The organism is Enterobacter sp. TCD1-1 (assembly GCF_020567405.1).
Taxonomy (GTDB): domain Bacteria; phylum Pseudomonadota; class Gammaproteobacteria; order Enterobacterales; family Enterobacteriaceae; genus Enterobacter; species Enterobacter quasiroggenkampii.
Genome location: NZ_JAJCXF010000003.1, coordinates 228,040 through 244,324, shown reverse-complemented (window position 1 = coordinate 244,324; position 16,285 = coordinate 228,040). Strand labels below are relative to the sequence as shown.

Sequence of the window (16,285 nt, the reverse complement as noted above, 5' to 3'; positions counted from 1 at the left end):
ATGAAATGGGACTGGATTTTCTTTGATGCCGACGAAACGCTATTTACGTTCGACTCGTTCGGCGGCCTGCAGCGGATGTTTCTCGACTATAGCGTAACCTTCACCGCTGAAGATTTTCAGGACTATCAGGCGGTCAACAAACCGCTGTGGGTGGATTACCAGAACGGTGCCATCACCGCGTTACAGCTTCAGCACCAGCGCTTTGACGTCTGGGCGGAACGCTTAAAGGTCAGTCCGGGAACGCTGAACGAGGCTTTCCTTAACGCCATGGCCGATATCTGTGCGCCGCTGCCGGGCGCGGTTTCCCTGCTGAATGCGTTGAAAGGTAAGGTGAAACTGGGGATCATCACCAACGGTTTTACCGCCCTGCAGCAGATCCGCCTTGAGCGTACCGGCCTGCGCGATCATTTTGACGCGCTGGTGATCTCGGAAGAGGTTGGCGTGCCGAAGCCAGATCCGCGAATTTTCGACTACGCGCTGGCGCAGGCCGGCAATCCCGACCGCGATCGTGTCCTGATGGTGGGGGATACGGCAGAGTCGGATATTCTGGGCGGCATGAAGGCCGGTCTGTCGACCGTGTGGCTCAATGCGCATGGCCGTGAGAAGCCTGACGGCATCGAGCCGACCTGGACCGTGACGTCGTTGAACGAACTGGAGCAACTCCTGTGTAAACAATGATTGCCTGCCCCCCGTTGATGGGTAAAATAGCCGCAATTTTGTATTCCATGATGCGTGGCGTGCTGCCGCGCTTATAAAAGAAGATTTAATTATGACGTTGTCTCCTTATCTGCAAGAGGTGGCCAAGCGCCGCACTTTTGCCATTATCTCGCACCCCGATGCCGGTAAAACGACCATCACTGAGAAGGTGTTGCTGTTCGGACAGGCGATCCAGACTGCGGGTACCGTTAAAGGCCGTGGCTCCAGCCAGCATGCAAAATCCGACTGGATGGAGATGGAAAAACAGCGTGGTATTTCGATTACCACCTCCGTGATGCAGTTCCCGTATCACGACTGCCTGGTGAACCTGCTGGACACCCCGGGCCACGAAGACTTCTCCGAAGATACCTACCGTACCCTGACGGCGGTGGACTGCTGTCTGATGGTGATCGACGCCGCGAAAGGTGTAGAAGATCGTACCCGTAAGCTGATGGAAGTGACCCGTCTGCGCGATACGCCGATCCTCACCTTTATGAACAAACTCGACCGTGACATCCGCGATCCGATGGAGCTGATGGATGAAGTGGAAAACGAGCTGAAGATCGCCTGTGCGCCAATCACCTGGCCGATTGGCTGCGGTAAGCTGTTCAAAGGCGTCTATCACCTCTATAAAGACGAAACCTACCTGTATCAGACCGGTAAAGGCCACACCATTCAGGAAGTGCGCATTGTTAAAGGTCTGGACAACCCGGATCTGGACGCGGCGGTCGGGGAAGAGCTGGCCGCGCAGCTGCGCGACGAGCTGGAGCTGGTCAAGGGCGCGTCTCACGAATTCGACAAAGAGCTGTTCCTGAGCGGCGAAATTACCCCGGTCTTCTTCGGTACCGCACTGGGTAACTTCGGCGTTGACCACATGCTCGACGGTCTGGTGGAGTGGGCGCCGCAGCCGATGCCGCGCAAAACCGACACCCGTGAAGTGGAAGCGAAAGAAGAGAAGTTCACCGGCTTCGTGTTTAAGATTCAGGCCAACATGGATCCGAAACACCGTGACCGCGTGGCCTTTATGCGCGTGGTGTCCGGTAAATATGAAAAGGGCATGAAGCTGCGTCAGGTGCGTATCGGGAAAGACGTTGTCATCTCCGACGCGCTGACCTTTATGGCGGGTGACCGTTCGCACGTTGAAGAAGCCTATCCGGGCGACATCATCGGTCTGCACAACCACGGCACCATCCAGATCGGCGACACTTTCACGCAGGGTGAAATGATGAAGTTCACCGGTATTCCGAACTTCGCACCGGAACTGTTCCGTCGCATTCGTCTGCGCGATCCGCTTAAGCAGAAACAGCTGCTGAAAGGCCTGGTTCAGCTCTCCGAAGAGGGCGCCGTGCAGGTCTTCCGCCCGATTGCGAACAACGATCTGATCGTTGGTGCGGTCGGCGTGCTGCAGTTTGACGTGGTCGTTGCGCGCCTGAAGAGCGAATACAACGTAGAAGCGATTTACGAATCGGTGAACGTCGCGACCGCGCGCTGGGTTGAGTGTTCTGACGTGAAGAAATTCGAAGAATTTAAGCGTAAGAATGAAGTTCAGCTGGCGCTGGATGGCGGCGATAACCTGACCTATATCGCGCCAACGATGGTCAACCTGAACCTGACGCAGGAACGTTATCCGGACGTTCAGTTCCGTAAAACCCGCGAGCACTAATCCCCTCTCAGAGCACGGCAGCAGCCGTGCTCTTCTTTTATTCCTGTCTTATTAATCCCTTGCGGAATGTTCTTAATTCAACGCAATTTCACGCTATTCGCCCATTTTTTACCCAATTCTGAAAGCGGCTCTGTGAGAGTGATCTATATTTAACTCAGTGTTTAACACCGGGTGTGGATAAATTAACTGTTCAATGCATGGCTTTAGGTTATCCATTTTGCCCGCGTGTTTATTCGCAATATATATCACTACTAAGGAAGTACGTAGCCCGAATAACGGGTCAACACAGGAATAGATCGATGAATATGACAAGACTGAAGATTTCTAAAACTCTGCTGGCTGTAACACTGGGTAGCGTTCTGGTGAGCGGCTCCGCCCTGGCGGAAAGCAGCACCATGGATAAAGCACAATCCACGGCTGACAGCGCAGGGCAAAAAATCGATAGCTCTATGAATAAAGTCGGCAATTTCATGGATGACAGCTCTATCACAGCAAAAGTGAAAGCCGCACTGGTGGATGATGAAGCCATCAAGAGCACCGATATTTCCGTTAAGACCGACAAAAAAGTGGTCACGCTGAGCGGCTTTGTTGAAAGCCAGGCTCAGGCAGAACAGGCGGTGAAAGTGGCGAAAGGCGTCGAAGGCGTTGCCTCCGTCAGCGATAAGCTGCATGTCCGTGACGGCAAAAATGCGTCGGTGAAAGGTTATGCCGGTGATGCAGCCACCACCAGCGAAATCAAAGCTAAACTTTTAGCAGATGACATCGTGCCGTCCCGTAAGGTGAAAGTGGAAACCACCGATGGTGTGGTTCAGCTTTCCGGTACGGTAGATTCGCAGGCGCAAAGTGAACGTGCCGAGTCCATTGCGAAAGCGATTGATGGTGTGAAAAGCGTTAAAAACGATCTGAAAACGAAGTAAATCTGGACCATTCGCCCGTCTGGCTAAAACCTGCGGGCGATATAAGAACGACTCTGGAAAAACGCCGGTGAGTGACCTGAGCGCTCACGTTTAGCGGCCGACATTAACTATGGTAAAGGAGAAGCTTATGTTTCGTTGGGGCATTATATTTCTGGTTATCGCGTTAATTGCCGCCGCATTGGGCTTTGGTGGACTGGCAGGTACAGCGGCATGGGCAGCTAAAATTGTCTTCGTTGTCGGTATTATTCTGTTCCTGGTCAGCCTGTTTACGGGGCGTCGACGTCCGTAGCAAACGCAATATTCCTTCAACAAAATAAAGCCAGTCACTGTGACTGGCTTTTTCTTATTTGCGTAACAGGTCGGGTGCGTTACTGTGGTGTTATAAAATAATCAAAACAGGAAAGCAGAGGTGGGGCAACGAATTCCCGTTACGCTCGGCAATATTGCGCCGCTGACGTTAAAACCGTTTCGCGCAGGTCAACTCGCGCTGGTCTGCGAGGGTGGCGGACAGCGCGGCATTTTTACCGCTGGCGTGCTGGACGAATTTATGCGCGCGCAGTTCAACCCGTTTGACCTGTACTTCGGCACGTCTGCCGGGGCGCAGAATCTCTCTGCCTATGTCTGTAACCAGCCCGGCTACGCGCGAAAGGTCATCATGCGCTACACCACGGCGAAAGAATTTTTTAATCCGGTGCGCTTTGTGCGCGGCGGTAACCTGATCGACCTCGACTGGCTGCTGGAATCAACTTCCAGCCAGATGCCGCTGGCCATGGACACCGCGGCCCGCCTGTTTGATAGCGGTAAAGAATTCTGGATGTGCGCCAGCCGGGGGGATGACTATTCGCCGGGCTATTTTTCTCCGCAGAAGGAGAACTGGCTGGACATTATCCGCGCCTCCAGCGCCATTCCCGGTTTTTATCGTACCGGTGCGCTGCTGGACGGCATTAGCTATCTGGACGGCGGGATCAGTGACGCCGTGCCGGTGCAGGAAGCCGCCCGTCGCGGGGCGAAAACCATTGTGGTGATCCGTACCGTACCGTCGCAAATGTATTACACCCCACAGTGGTTTAAGCGGATGGAGCGCTGGCTGGGCGACAGCAGCCTGCAGCCGCTGGTGAACATCGCGAAGCAGCATGAAACCACCTACGGCGCGATGCAGCGTTTCATTGAAAAGCCGCCGGGTAAGCTGCGTATTTTTGAAATTTATCCGCCTAAGCCGCTGCTGAGCATGGCGCTGGGCAGCCGCGTCCCTGCGCTGCGCATGGATTACAAAACGGGGCGGCTGTGTGGACGCTACTTCCTGGCGACGGTGGGGAAAATGCTGGCGGAGCAACCGCCGCTTCATCGCCATAAACGCATTATTACGCCGCCTGCGATTGTCGCCAACGACGCTCTGACGGTGCCCCTGGTGGACATTCCGCAGGCGAATGACGCTTTACTGGATAACGAGGATCTGGCGTGACGCACCGCTTTGTCGATACCCATTGCCACTTTGATTTCCCACCGTTTACGGGAGATGAAGAACACAGTATTGCGAAAGCGGCTAACGCAGGCGTTCAGGCCATTATTGTGCCGTCAGTGGAAGCGGCTTACTTTTCCCGGGTGCTGGATCTTGCTGCACAGCACCCCGTGCTCTATGCGGCGCTCGGCCTGCATCCGATCGTGATTGAGCGGCATCGTGATGAGCACATTGAGAGACTTGATGAGATCCTGCAGACCGCAGAGGACAAGCTTGTCGCCATCGGGGAGATCGGCCTCGATCTTTATCGCGAGGATCCGCATTTTGAGCGCCAGCAGACGATCCTCGACGCGCAGCTCAGGCTGGCGAAGCGTCACGATCTGCCGGTGATCCTTCATTCAAGACGTACGCACGATAAGCTGGCAATGCACCTGAAGCGCATCGATTTGCCGCGCAGGGGCGTCGTACACGGTTTCTCCGGCAGCCTGCAGCAGGCGCAGCGTTTCATTGAACTAGGCTACAAAATTGGTGTGGGTGGCACCATCACCTATCCGCGCGCCAGTAAAACCCGTGACGTGATGGCACAGCTGCCGCTGTCGGCGCTTCTGCTGGAAACCGATGCGCCGGACATGCCGCTGAACGGTTTTCAGGGACAGCCGAATCGCCCGGAACAGGCGGCGCGCGTGTTCACCACCCTGTGTGAACTGCGACAGGAGCCGGAAGAGGTAATTGCCGATGCGCTGCTGGAAAATACGCGTTCGGTATTTGGCATCACGCTATAGATAAAGCGCCGGGCGGATCACCGTTATCCTCTGTTTTTCCAGCGCCCGCGCCAGCGGTTCAACGTCCTCGGGCGTGGCGCTACGCCACGACGCCGCCTCACCGTACACGCCATGCGCATGAAACGCGTTAAGGCGTACCGGCACGTTTCCCAGCCCGTGGATAAACGCCGTCAGCGGCTTCAGATGTTCCAGGTAATCACACTGCCCCGGAATGACCAGCAAGCGGAGCTCCGTTAAACGGTGGCGTTCTGCCAGCCAGCGGATACTCTGCTTGATCTGCTGATTGTCGCGTCCGGTCAGGAAGCGGTGGTGTTCGTTCCCCCATGCTTTCAGGTCCAGCATCGCGCCATCCAGTACCGGCAGCAGCTTTTGCCAGCCGGTTTCGCTTAACAAACCGTTGCTGTCGACCAGGCAGGTCAGATGATTCAGGGCGGGATCGGCTTTGATCGCGGTGAACAGCGTCACTAAAAACGGCAATTGCGTTGTGGCCTCCCCGCCGCTTACGGTGATCCCTTCGATAAACGGTGCGGATTTGCGGACCTGGGTGAGGATCTCCTCCACGCTCAGGCGCTGCGCCATGGGCGTCGCCTGCTGCTGGCACAGGTGCAGGCAGGTGTCGCACTGCTGGCAGTCGTTCTCCTGCCACCAGACGCGCCCGGCCTGAATGGTCAGCGCGTCGTGCGGGCAGTGGGGCACGCAGTCCCCGCAGTCGTTGCAGCGGCCGATCGTCCACGGGTTGTGGCAGGTTTTACAGCGCAGGTTGCAACCCTGCAGGAACAGGGCCAGGCGGCTGCCCGGCCCGTCCACGCAGGAAAAAGGAATGACCTGACTAACTAAAGCGCATCTGCTGTTCATGGCTAATCACGCGCGGCTGACGTTCCAGAATGCGGGTATTGCGTGCGGCTTCTTCCCCCAGCCACGTGGTGTTCGTTCTCGACCCTGCTTCCCGGTATTTCTCCAGATCCGATAGCCGCACCATATACCCGGTGACGCGCACCAGATCGTTACCCGCGACGTTGGCGGTAAACTCGCGCATACCCGCCCTGAACGCGCCCAGGCACAGCTGAACCACCGCCTGCGGGTTGCGTTTTACCGTTTCATCCAGCGTCAGGATATCGCTTATCCCGGAAGAGTAGTGCTTGTGATGGGGGGCCACCGCCAGCAGGTGGCTGATGGGATCCGGCTCGTCACCGTAGGGCAGGCGCGCGCCCGGCGTGGTGCCCGAATCGGAGCTGATCCCCGACTGCGCATGAAGCATCGCGCGCTGCTTCCAGCCGTTTTTCACCGGCGTGCTTTCGACAAACGCCGCAAGCTGTTCGCTGATGCGATAGCCCAGCGCGTTGGCCTGCTCATCTTTGCCGTAACGTCCCGCGATGCCTGCTTTCTCACAGAGCACGTTTACCGCTTCTGCCAGACCGTACATGCCAAACATCGGCACAAACCGATCGGCATCAATCAGCCCCTCTTTCACCAGGAAGCTATTCTCAAAGAAGCCGGATTGTTGATACAGGAAATCGCAGCGGGCATCAATGATGGCCATTTGCTGCTGGCAGTAGTGCGGAAGGGCGCGGCTGAAGAAGTCTTCACTTGACGTGCTGTGTTCGGCGATGGCCTTGAGATTGAGACGCACCAGGGTGCTGCCACCGCCAGCCAGAGGCAGGGAGTTGTAACAGCTCACCACGCCATAACGGCCTTTTGTGAAAATTTTATCATTCACCGGGCCATTAGAAATATGCGGTTTGCTGCATTCACATATGTTTTTCGCCACCTCAAGCAGTAAATCATCCGGGGTGATCTCTGGATCATAAATAAAGGTCAGGTTCGGCGCGACCTGCTTCAGCTCTGCATCGGCACGCAGAATGGCACGGGTGATGGGCGTATCTTCCGGCCCGATATTGGCATGCATAAAGGCATCCGGCAGCGTACGGTCAAGATAGCGCCAGAAACGTTTTATTCGGCTATTGATTTCTTCTTGTGTTAGAATTCTAACATACGGTTGCAGCAGCGCATCAAGCTGGCCGAGATAGACCGGCATCGATGTGACGGACGGAACATGATGGTAGAGGATGGTTAACAGCGAGAGGGCATCGTCGAGATCTTTTGCCCCTTCCAGCTCCAGCCATTCTGAACCGTTAGCCAGAAATTTTGCGTAATCCGGCAGAACGTAACGGGGTTTGTAAGGCGCATGGCCTTCGAACATGTCACAGATAAACCCCTCGTCCAGCGCGGCGCGCGCAGCTTCAGGAAGTGCCGGATACGGCAGGTTGTTTTCCGCTTCCAGCGCCAGAAAATGACGTTTTTGTTCTGGGGTTAACACCGGGCTTGTCACAATCTGCTGGCAACGTTGCTGCAGGGCGTCGGGGCTGGAGTGGGGCATATTCGCTTCCTTGAATGTTCTGCGGATGATGAACGGATTGTAGAAAGCCTGCCTGTTGGCGCTTTTGATCCCACAGGGGGTATTGCTGCTTTAGTCGGCAATTTGCGCACTAAAGTTTGAAGAAGATCTCATTACAGTAATGCAAATTTGTACGCAGTTTTCATTAACTGTGATGAATGTCGAAGTGTGGATGCGGGTGGATGTTAGAATACTCACAGACCCGCAAGGTAAAATTTATACGGCACTGCCGTTGGAGATTGTTATGACCGATTTAACTGCAAGCAGCCTGCGCGCGTTGAAACTGATGGACCTGACTACCCTGAATGATGACGACACCAATGAGAAAGTCATCGCCCTGTGCCATCAGGCGAAAACGCCAGTGGGTAATACCGCAGCCGTTTGTATCTACCCGCGCTTTATCCCGATTGCCCGTAAGACGCTGAAAGAGCAGGGCACCCCGGACGTGCGCATTGCAACCGTGACTAACTTCCCGCACGGCAACGACGATATCGAGATTGCGCTGGCAGAAACCCGTGCGGCGATTGCATACGGTGCAGACGAAGTTGACGTGGTGTTCCCTTACCGCGCGCTGATCGCCGGTAACGAGCAGGTCGGTTTTGACCTGGTTAAAGCCTGTAAAGACGCGTGTGCGGCGGCCAACGTGCTGCTGAAAGTGATCATCGAAACCGGCGAGCTGAAAGAAGAGGCGCTGATTCGTAAAGCCTCTGAAATCTCCATCAAAGCCGGTGCGGATTTCATTAAAACCTCTACCGGTAAAGTGCCGGTAAATGCGACCCCGGAAAGCGCGCGCATCATGATGGAAGTGATCCGCGACATGGGCGTGTCCAAAACCGTAGGCTTCAAACCTGCGGGCGGCGTGCGTACCGCCGAAGACGCGCAGCAGTTCCTGGCGATTGCCGACGAACTGTTCGGCGCCGACTGGGCCGATTCCCGTCACTACCGCTTCGGTGCGTCCAGCCTGCTGGCCAGCCTGCTGAAGGCGCTGGGTCACGGCGACGGTAAGAGCGCAAGCAGCTACTGATTGCCAACAATGCCGGATGACGCTTCGCTTATCCGGCCTACAGGATCGTAGGGCGGGTAAGCGTAGCGCCACCCGCCACAATTCCCCCGATTCCGCATGGAGGTTACCGTGTTTCTCGCACAAGAAATTATTCGTAAAAAACGTGATGGTCATGCATTAAGCGACGAAGAGATCCGCTTCTTCATCAACGGCATTCGTGATAACACCGTCTCAGAAGGGCAGATTGCGGCTCTGGCGATGACCATTTTCTTCCACGATATGTCGATGCCTGAGCGCGTGTCGCTGACCATGGCGATGCGAGATTCAGGAACCGTTCTGGACTGGAAAAGCCTCAACCTTAACGGCCCGATTGTGGATAAACACTCCACCGGCGGCGTGGGTGACGTGACCTCCCTGATGCTCGGCCCAATGGTGGCAGCCTGTGGCGGTTACATCCCGATGATCTCCGGGCGCGGCCTGGGCCACACTGGCGGTACGCTCGACAAACTGGAAGCCATTCCGGGCTTCGATATCTTCCCGGATGACAACCGCTTCCGCGACATTATTAAAGACGTTGGTGTGGCGATTATCGGCCAGACCAGCTCTCTTGCTCCGGCAGACAAGCGTTTCTACGCGACCCGCGACATCACCGCGACCGTTGACTCCATCCCGCTGATCACCGCCTCTATCCTGGCGAAGAAGCTGGCAGAAGGGCTGGACGCGCTGGTGATGGACGTGAAGGTAGGCAGCGGCGCGTTTATGCCAACCTATGAACTCTCTGAGGCGCTGGCCGAAGCGATCGTTGGCGTCTCCAACGGCGCAGGCGTGCGCACTACCGCACTGCTCACCGATATGAACCAGGTGCTGGCTTCCAGCGCCGGTAACGCCGTCGAAGTGCGTGAAGCCGTCCAGTTCCTCACCGGGGAATACCGTAACCCGCGTCTGTTCGACGTCACCATGGCGCTGTGCGTGGAGATGTTAATCTCCGGCAAGCTCGCCAAAGACGACGCCGACGCCCGCGCGAAGCTGCAGGCGGTGCTGGACAACGGCAAAGCGGCGGAGATCTTCGGCCGCATGGTCGCGGCGCAAAAAGGCCCGACCGATTTCGTCGAAAATTACGCGAAGTACCTGCCAACCGCGACGCTCAGCAAAGCGGTGTATGCCGATAGCGAAGGGTTTGTCTCCGCCATGGACACCCGTGCCCTCGGCATGGCAGTGGTCTCAATGGGCGGCGGCCGTCGTCAGGCCTCAGACACCATTGATTACAGCGTCGGCTTTACCGATATGGCCCGTCTGGGCGACAGCGTTGACGGCCAACGTCCGCTGGCGGTGATCCACGCCAAAGACGAAGCCAGCTGGCAGGAAGCGGCGAAAGCGGTGAAAGCGGCCATCACGCTTGACGATAAAGCACCGGAAACCACACCGACTGTCTATCGCCGTATCACCGAATAGCGGTATACTGATCTGATCGATAATTTTTGAAGCACTACGTACGGAGAACAATTATGAAACGTGCATTTATTATGGTGCTGGACTCATTCGGCATCGGCGCAACCGAAGATGCAGAACGTTTTGGTGACGTGGGTTCCGATACCATGGGTCACATCGCGGAAGCCTGTGCGAAAGGCGAAGCGGACAACGGTCGTAAAGGCCCTCTGACTCTACCTAACCTGACCCGCCTCGGGCTGGTGAAAGCGCATGAAGGCTCTACCGGTAAAATCGCAGCCGGTATGGACGGTAACGCGGAAGTCGTGGGCGCCTATGCCTGGGCGCACGAGCTCTCCTCCGGTAAAGACACCCCGTCTGGCCACTGGGAAATCGCCGGTGTGCCGGTGCTGTTCGACTGGGGTTACTTCTCCGATCACGAGAACAGCTTCCCGCAGGAGCTGCTCGATAAGCTGGTGAAGCGTGCCAACCTGCCGGGTTACCTCGGCAACTGCCACTCTTCCGGTACCGTGATTCTGGACCAGCTCGGCGAAGAGCACATGAAAACCGGCAAGCCGATTTTCTACACTTCTGCTGACTCCGTGTTCCAGATTGCCTGCCACGAAGAGACGTTTGGCCTGGATAAACTCTACGAGCTGTGTGAAATCGCCCGCGAAGAGCTGACCGAAGGCGGCTACAACATTGGCCGCGTGATCGCGCGTCCGTTTATTGGTGACAAAGCGGGTAACTTCCAGCGTACCGGTAACCGTCACGATCTGGCCGTTGAGCCGCCGGCGCCAACCGTGCTGCAGAAGCTGGTCGATGAGAAAGACGGTCACGTGGTGTCCGTGGGTAAAATCGCGGATATCTACGCTAACTGCGGTATTACCAAAAAGGTCAAAGCGACCGGTCTCGATGCGCTTTTCGATGCCACCATCAAAGAGATGAAAGAAGCGGGCGACAAGACCATTGTCTTCACCAACTTCGTGGACTTCGACTCCTCCTGGGGTCACCGTCGCGACGTCGCGGGTTATGCTGCGGGTCTTGAGCTGTTCGACCGCCGTCTGCCGGAGCTGATGGAGCTGGTGGGTGAAGATGACATTCTGATCCTGACCGCGGACCACGGCTGTGACCCAACCTGGACCGGTACCGACCACACCCGCGAGCACATTCCGGTGCTGGTGTACGGCCCGAAAGTGAAGCCGGGCTCGCTGGGTCACCGTGAAACCTTCGCGGACATCGGCCAGACCCTGGCGAAATATTTTGGTACGTCTGACATGGAATATGGCAAGGCCATGTTCTGATGTCATTGCCCGGTGGCGCTTCGCTTACCGGGCCTACGGTTTTGTAGGCCGGGTAAGGCGTAGCCGCCACCCGGCAAAAACAACAATGTAAAAGGAACTGAAGATGGCAACTCCTCACATTAATGCAGAAATGGGTGATTTCGCTGACGTCGTGTTGATGCCGGGCGACCCGCTGCGCGCGAAGCACATTGCAGAAACCTTCCTCGAAGACGTGCGTGAAGTGAATAACGTACGCGGCATGCTGGGCTTCACCGGTACCTATAAAGGCCGCAAAATCTCCGTCATGGGTCACGGTATGGGTATCCCATCCTGCTCTATCTACACCAAAGAGCTGATCACCGACTTCGGCGTGAAGAAAATCATCCGCGTGGGCTCCTGTGGCGCGGTGCGTATGGACGTTAAGCTGCGCGACGTGGTTATCGGCATGGGTGCCTGCACCGATTCCAAAGTAAACCGCATGCGTTTCAAAGACCATGACTTCGCGGCAATCGCTGACTTCGGCATGGTGCGTGACGCGGTTGACGCGGCAAAAGCGCTTGGCGTTGACGCGCGCGTGGGTAACCTCTTCTCTGCCGATCTGTTCTATGCACCAGACGGCGGCGAGATGTTCGACGTGATGGAAAAATACGGCATTCTGGGCGTGGAAATGGAAGCGGCGGGCATCTACGGCGTTGCGGCTGAGTTTGGTGCGAAAGCGCTGACCATCTGCACCGTGTCCGACCATATCCGTACTCATGAGCAGACCACTGCCGCTGAGCGTCAGACCACCTTCAACGACATGATCAAAATCGCGCTGGAATCCGTTCTGCTGGGCGATAAAGCGTAATGTTGTCTGCCGGGCGGCATTCGCTGCCCGGCATTTTCACTTCTTACAGATACACGACGCTGATCGTCGCCTGACCATCAAACTCGGTGTCTTCCGTCAGAGACAGCTTCTTCAGGTTTTCCACTGCCAGCGAGACGTTCAGCGGGAAAGAGACGCTGGTCACCGCCATCGGGTCGGTTTTACCGGCAGATGCCACGCTCATCAGACCCAGGTCTTTGTTCGCAATGGTGCCACCATTGGCTTTCTGCCAGCGGCCCATACTTGTACCTGCAGACAGCGCAGTACGGATAGGCTCAACCGTTGCGCCATTCGCCGTGACGTCACCGGTGCTGGTATACACTGAGTATGCGCCGATGTTCTTACCGTCATGCGTTTTACCCAGACCAAAGGTCGAGATGCTGCCGCGCAGCTCGCCACCGTTAGACGTCGCATTCATCACCTTCAGATTGGAACTGCTGCCGGTGCTGGCGTTGGTGTCTGCGCGGTTATCCGCGATGCTCCAGCCCACTTTAGTCGGCGTTGGGCAGTTGATCGTAAGTGTCAGTCTCTTTTCACCCAACTGGGTTGCCTGGGTTTGAGAGAGATCGCCGACCTGGACGGTACCGAAATCGATCACGCCATTGTTGCTGAGTTCAGGCGTACAGGAATTGCCGGTCAGCGACGCTTTGACTTTCAGTACCGCTGTGTCACCCGCATGAGCACAGGTCGCTGCCAGTGCCAGTGCGGCGGCAAGGAGACTCTTTTTCATGGTTAATCCTTAACATAGATGTAATGAATATTAAATTGAATGGACGGATCCATAATTTAAAAGGTTTATTTTTCTTCTTACTCTTCACCCAAAAAATGAATACGAAGGTGAATTCTTTTACTCGCTTGTTAATAATTCCCAGGCGAGGGTGCTTTCCAGGTCGGTATTATCGGAAATTCTGCGCAGCTGGTTATTATTAATGATAGGTATAAGTTTTATGGTTACGCTCATTTGCTTGCCCTGAACCGGTGTCGCGTTTTGGCGAGCAATGATGCCGTCGTTGTTTTTCAGGAAAACGTGTTCTTTGGGGCTGTCTGATGAGGTAAATTTTACCCGGTCGGTGGTTTTGACGAGATCGTAGTGGCGTCCGTCTACCGTCATGTTGTTCGCGACCAGCGCCAGCCGTCCCTCCTGCCCAAACAGCACGCCGCCGTTGGCGCCAGATGCGGACTGCATGAACAGGGCCATGAACTGAGGCTGAGGGCAAAACACGTTGATCATCACCTCTTTTGCGGGCATGCGATTCCAGTTTTTCAGCGAGGCAGCAATATCGTCCTGTTTGAATCGGCCAAACGAGACGGTCGGCTGAGAAAGGGTCATCTGGCACTCCTCGCTGAATACCTGAGAGGCGAAAAATAATGTCAGACCGCTCAGCATCACGTTAACTATTTTCACTGGCATGTTCCTTCTGCTTTTTCGTAATAGGCGTCTTTATCTTTCTCTTCATTCAGCGTGTAGTGGATCTGGCATAAACGCGTCATATTGTCGTCCACGACATACAGCTCCGGCGTCGTCGAGGCATCGGAAATAAACACGCTGCCGTTATCCATCACGCTGACAATATAGTTGCTGTCTTTGTCCACGATACTTAGCCCTTTTTCGAGCCAGCCGCCATTGACATGTTTTACCTTCAGCATCACGCGACGGGTATTCAGCACCTGGAAATCGACCTGTGCAAATGAGCCGTAGGCCGCGGACACGGTCTGGATACCATTTGATAAATCCATTCCCTGCGGCAGCGAGCTGGTATTGATCACAATTTGTGATTTCTGCCACTCTCTGAGCCCGGGAACGACGGCTTGCCCCCAGTAATCTGTCCAGACAGTGCCATCGGGTGTGGTGATTTCTATCCCGCTTTCCGGCTCACTTAGCCTTGCGATGCCAAAGGTCTCTTTCACCGGGAAGGGGGCAAAGGTGAGGCCATGGCGGTGCATGACAATGCCACCCCCTAACGATGCGCTGTAGTTATGCTGGTTTCCGTCATTCAGACCGGCAGACAGCCCAAGCTGGGTATAGTGCAGGTTGGTCGTGATATTGCCGTTAAAGGAATCACTTTTGTCCTGATTATCGCGATCGGCAGAAATGTTGTAGTTGAGGTTTCGGCCGACAGAACCGCTGTCCTGGACGCCATAGTTTTGCTTTTCACCCTGAGTACGCATGTAGGTACTGACGCGATCGTCGCCCAGAGGGACAATCAGGCTGACATAGAAGAGATCGTCATTGTTGCTGGTGCTGTTTTCTGTTTCGCTATTGCTCATGGCGTGTTGCCAGTTTACGGACAGCGAAGTACGCCCCAGGCTTTTGCTCCACGAGGCCATCAGATAGCGTGAGTCACCGCTACTCTCATCGCCAGAGTTCGCGCTGTATTGTAAAGAGAGGGAGCCGATGTATTCGTTGTTCCAGCTGAGGCTGGTATTCCATGCGTTTTCATAGCTTTGCGATTCTTCGTCCATGGCTTCGGTGAGCTCACGAAAGTCGCCGTTATACTGGGAAGCACTGAGCCCGAGCGTCAGCTGCGCGGGGAGTAAAATATTGCTGCTGAGCTCAAACTTGCTGCCCCGCTGCGTATCATAAAAGCGGGACTGACTCAGCAATACGCTGGGTGAAATGAGCCAGTTTTCGTTGACGGACCAGTCGAGCTTTGCACCGGTAGACTGGTATTTCTCGGCCAGCACGCTTGCCGCAACGGCAGTCAGGCGTGTAGTCAGGCTCGTACCGTCAGACACGGTGAACACCCAGGGGGAATTCTTTTCATCGCCACTGTCGCGAACCTGACCAAGTGCCAGATTTAACCCCTCGGCACGGTTGCTCCCGATGACGTTGAGGGCTGATGAAGGCACGGTGAAATGGGTTGTTGAGCCATCGGTTTCAATGACGCTGACATCCAGGTCGACATTGCTGCGCAAAACCGGTACGTCCGGCAGCGTGAAGGGACCGGCATTGATCAGCGAAGAATAGATAACCTGACCGGACTGACGAACTTCTACGCGAGCCTGGTTTGTACGGGCAATACCGGAGACTTCAGTGACCTGAATATTGGGCTGAAGACCGGTTTCAGGCATGAGCTGGACGCCGGTAATTTGCGCGCCGCTAAACAGGGCGGAGTTGATATTGATTTGACCGACCTGCGCACGCATTTTTTTCTCTTCAAAAACGTGCTCAGCGTAGGTGTAAAGATTCTCGGCGCTGCGGGTGCCGTTATCGTCCGTCAGGATGTAGTTACTGCGCAGCGTCCAGTTTGCAATGTTAATACCGGTGCCGATATTTCCCTGTGAAAACGTGCTGTTGCCACCGCTGCCATATTCGTTGTAGTTGGTGAAAGCGTTGTAGTTAATGAGGCCCGCAACGCCGCCGTGAGAGTAAAACCTGGCGGCATAGAACCCGTTATCCATGGCTTCTGCCGGAACGAAGATCTCCAGTGACTCGGTGTTGGGCATGAGCTTGATCGTGGCTGAAGGGTAGTCTTTGAGCAGGTCATGACACGTCTCTTTTTCGCTGATATTTAGCGGTAAAAGCCCCACGGCGCTGATGAAATCATCATCAACGCAGAGCTGCCCTTCGTCCCCAATCTTGACGGCAAGACTGCCCTTTTCAATGCCGTTTATTTTTACCTGCACGGCATGCTTGCCAGGCAGATAGCGTTGAGCTTCAGAGAAATAGTGGGCGAGGTTGGTACTGATGCCACGTGTCGCCAGAATATCCGTGTTAAAGTCCACATCGGACGCATGCAGCGCGGAAGACGGCAGTAATGCTGCCACTACTGCCGCTCGGCGCATCCTGTTGCGCA

General features: G+C 55.5%; 15 protein-coding genes. 10 read left to right on the top strand and 5 right to left on the bottom strand.

Going from position 1 to position 16,285, the window contains the following annotated elements:
• The 6 genes from yjjG to LJA86_RS15995 all read left to right on the top strand — a co-directional run bounded on the left by yjjG (position 1) and on the right by LJA86_RS15995 (position 5,517).
• Positions 1–678 (top strand): pyrimidine 5'-nucleotidase, encoded by a 678-nt coding sequence (yjjG, locus tag LJA86_RS16020; protein ID WP_045907737.1) that lies wholly within the window; start codon positions 1–3, stop codon positions 676–678.
• A gap of 91 nt (positions 679–769) precedes the next feature.
• Entirely contained in the window at positions 770–2,359 is a 1,590-nt protein-coding gene (gene prfC, locus LJA86_RS16015) for a peptide chain release factor 3 (RefSeq protein WP_008502076.1), read from the top strand.
• Positions 2,360–2,658: 299 nt separating this feature from the next.
• Positions 2,659–3,276 (top strand): molecular chaperone OsmY, encoded by a 618-nt coding sequence (osmY, locus tag LJA86_RS16010; RefSeq protein ID WP_008502075.1) that lies wholly within the window; start codon positions 2,659–2,661, stop codon positions 3,274–3,276.
• 127 nt (positions 3,277–3,403) lie between these two features.
• On the top strand, positions 3,404–3,565 hold the full coding sequence (locus LJA86_RS16005) for a DUF1328 domain-containing protein (RefSeq protein WP_003856556.1): 162 nt from the start codon (positions 3,404–3,406) through the stop codon (positions 3,563–3,565).
• A gap of 120 nt (positions 3,566–3,685) precedes the next feature.
• Entirely contained in the window at positions 3,686–4,738 is a 1,053-nt protein-coding gene (locus LJA86_RS16000; protein ID WP_008502074.1) for a patatin-like phospholipase family protein, read from the top strand.
• A complete protein-coding gene (locus LJA86_RS15995; RefSeq protein ID WP_229226405.1) occupies positions 4,735–5,517 on the top strand; it encodes a TatD family hydrolase in 783 nt (260 codons plus the stop codon). The genes LJA86_RS16000 and LJA86_RS15995 overlap by 4 nt, the downstream gene beginning before the upstream one ends.
• On the opposite strand, the gene LJA86_RS15990 is transcribed toward LJA86_RS15995, so the two are convergent.
• Both LJA86_RS15990 and LJA86_RS15985 read right to left on the bottom strand, forming a co-directional pair.
• Positions 5,512–6,372, bottom strand: a complete 861-nt coding sequence (locus tag LJA86_RS15990; RefSeq protein WP_229226404.1) for a YjjW family glycine radical enzyme activase — start codon at positions 6,370–6,372, stop codon at positions 5,512–5,514. The two genes, LJA86_RS15995 and LJA86_RS15990, sit on opposite strands and share 6 nt — an antisense overlap.
• The gene (locus tag LJA86_RS15985; protein ID WP_229226403.1) at positions 6,347–7,894 is read right to left on the bottom strand and encodes a YjjI family glycine radical enzyme; all 1,548 of its coding nucleotides are present in this window, start codon (positions 7,892–7,894) and stop codon (positions 6,347–6,349) included. Before LJA86_RS15985 ends, LJA86_RS15990 begins: the two co-directional genes overlap by 26 nt.
• A gap of 262 nt (positions 7,895–8,156) precedes the next feature.
• Between LJA86_RS15985 and deoC the strand changes: the two genes are divergently transcribed.
• The 4 genes from deoC to deoD all read left to right on the top strand — a co-directional run bounded on the left by deoC (position 8,157) and on the right by deoD (position 12,470).
• Positions 8,157–8,936 carry a deoxyribose-phosphate aldolase gene (gene deoC / locus LJA86_RS15980; RefSeq protein WP_003856543.1) on the top strand — a complete coding sequence of 260 codons (780 nt, stop codon included), beginning with the start codon at positions 8,157–8,159 and terminating at the stop codon, positions 8,934–8,936.
• Positions 8,937–9,044: 108 nt separating this feature from the next.
• Complete coding sequence (gene deoA / locus LJA86_RS15975; protein WP_024908263.1) at positions 9,045–10,367, top strand: thymidine phosphorylase; 1,323 nt, start codon at positions 9,045–9,047, stop codon at positions 10,365–10,367.
• Positions 10,368–10,420: 53 nt separating this feature from the next.
• Positions 10,421–11,644: a phosphopentomutase gene (deoB, locus tag LJA86_RS15970; RefSeq protein WP_014882457.1), complete on the top strand. Its 1,224-nt coding sequence runs from the start codon at positions 10,421–10,423 to the stop codon at positions 11,642–11,644.
• Between the two features lie 103 nt (positions 11,645–11,747).
• Positions 11,748–12,470: a purine-nucleoside phosphorylase gene (gene deoD / locus LJA86_RS15965; protein WP_045907741.1), complete on the top strand. Its 723-nt coding sequence runs from the start codon at positions 11,748–11,750 to the stop codon at positions 12,468–12,470.
• A gap of 43 nt (positions 12,471–12,513) precedes the next feature.
• Here the strand turns inward: deoD and LJA86_RS15960 are convergent, their stop codons facing one another.
• From LJA86_RS15960 to LJA86_RS15950, 3 genes are all read right to left on the bottom strand, one after another.
• The gene (locus LJA86_RS15960) at positions 12,514–13,218 is read right to left on the bottom strand and encodes a DUF1120 domain-containing protein (protein ID WP_229226402.1); all 705 of its coding nucleotides are present in this window, start codon (positions 13,216–13,218) and stop codon (positions 12,514–12,516) included.
• A 117-nt stretch (positions 13,219–13,335) separates the two neighbouring features.
• Complete coding sequence (locus LJA86_RS15955; protein ID WP_053073523.1) at positions 13,336–13,899, bottom strand: hypothetical protein; 564 nt, start codon at positions 13,897–13,899, stop codon at positions 13,336–13,338.
• Positions 13,890–16,256, bottom strand: a complete 2,367-nt coding sequence (locus LJA86_RS15950) for a fimbrial biogenesis usher protein (RefSeq protein ID WP_229226401.1) — start codon at positions 16,254–16,256, stop codon at positions 13,890–13,892. Before LJA86_RS15950 ends, LJA86_RS15955 begins: the two co-directional genes overlap by 10 nt.
• Positions 16,257–16,285: the final 29 nt, after the last annotated feature.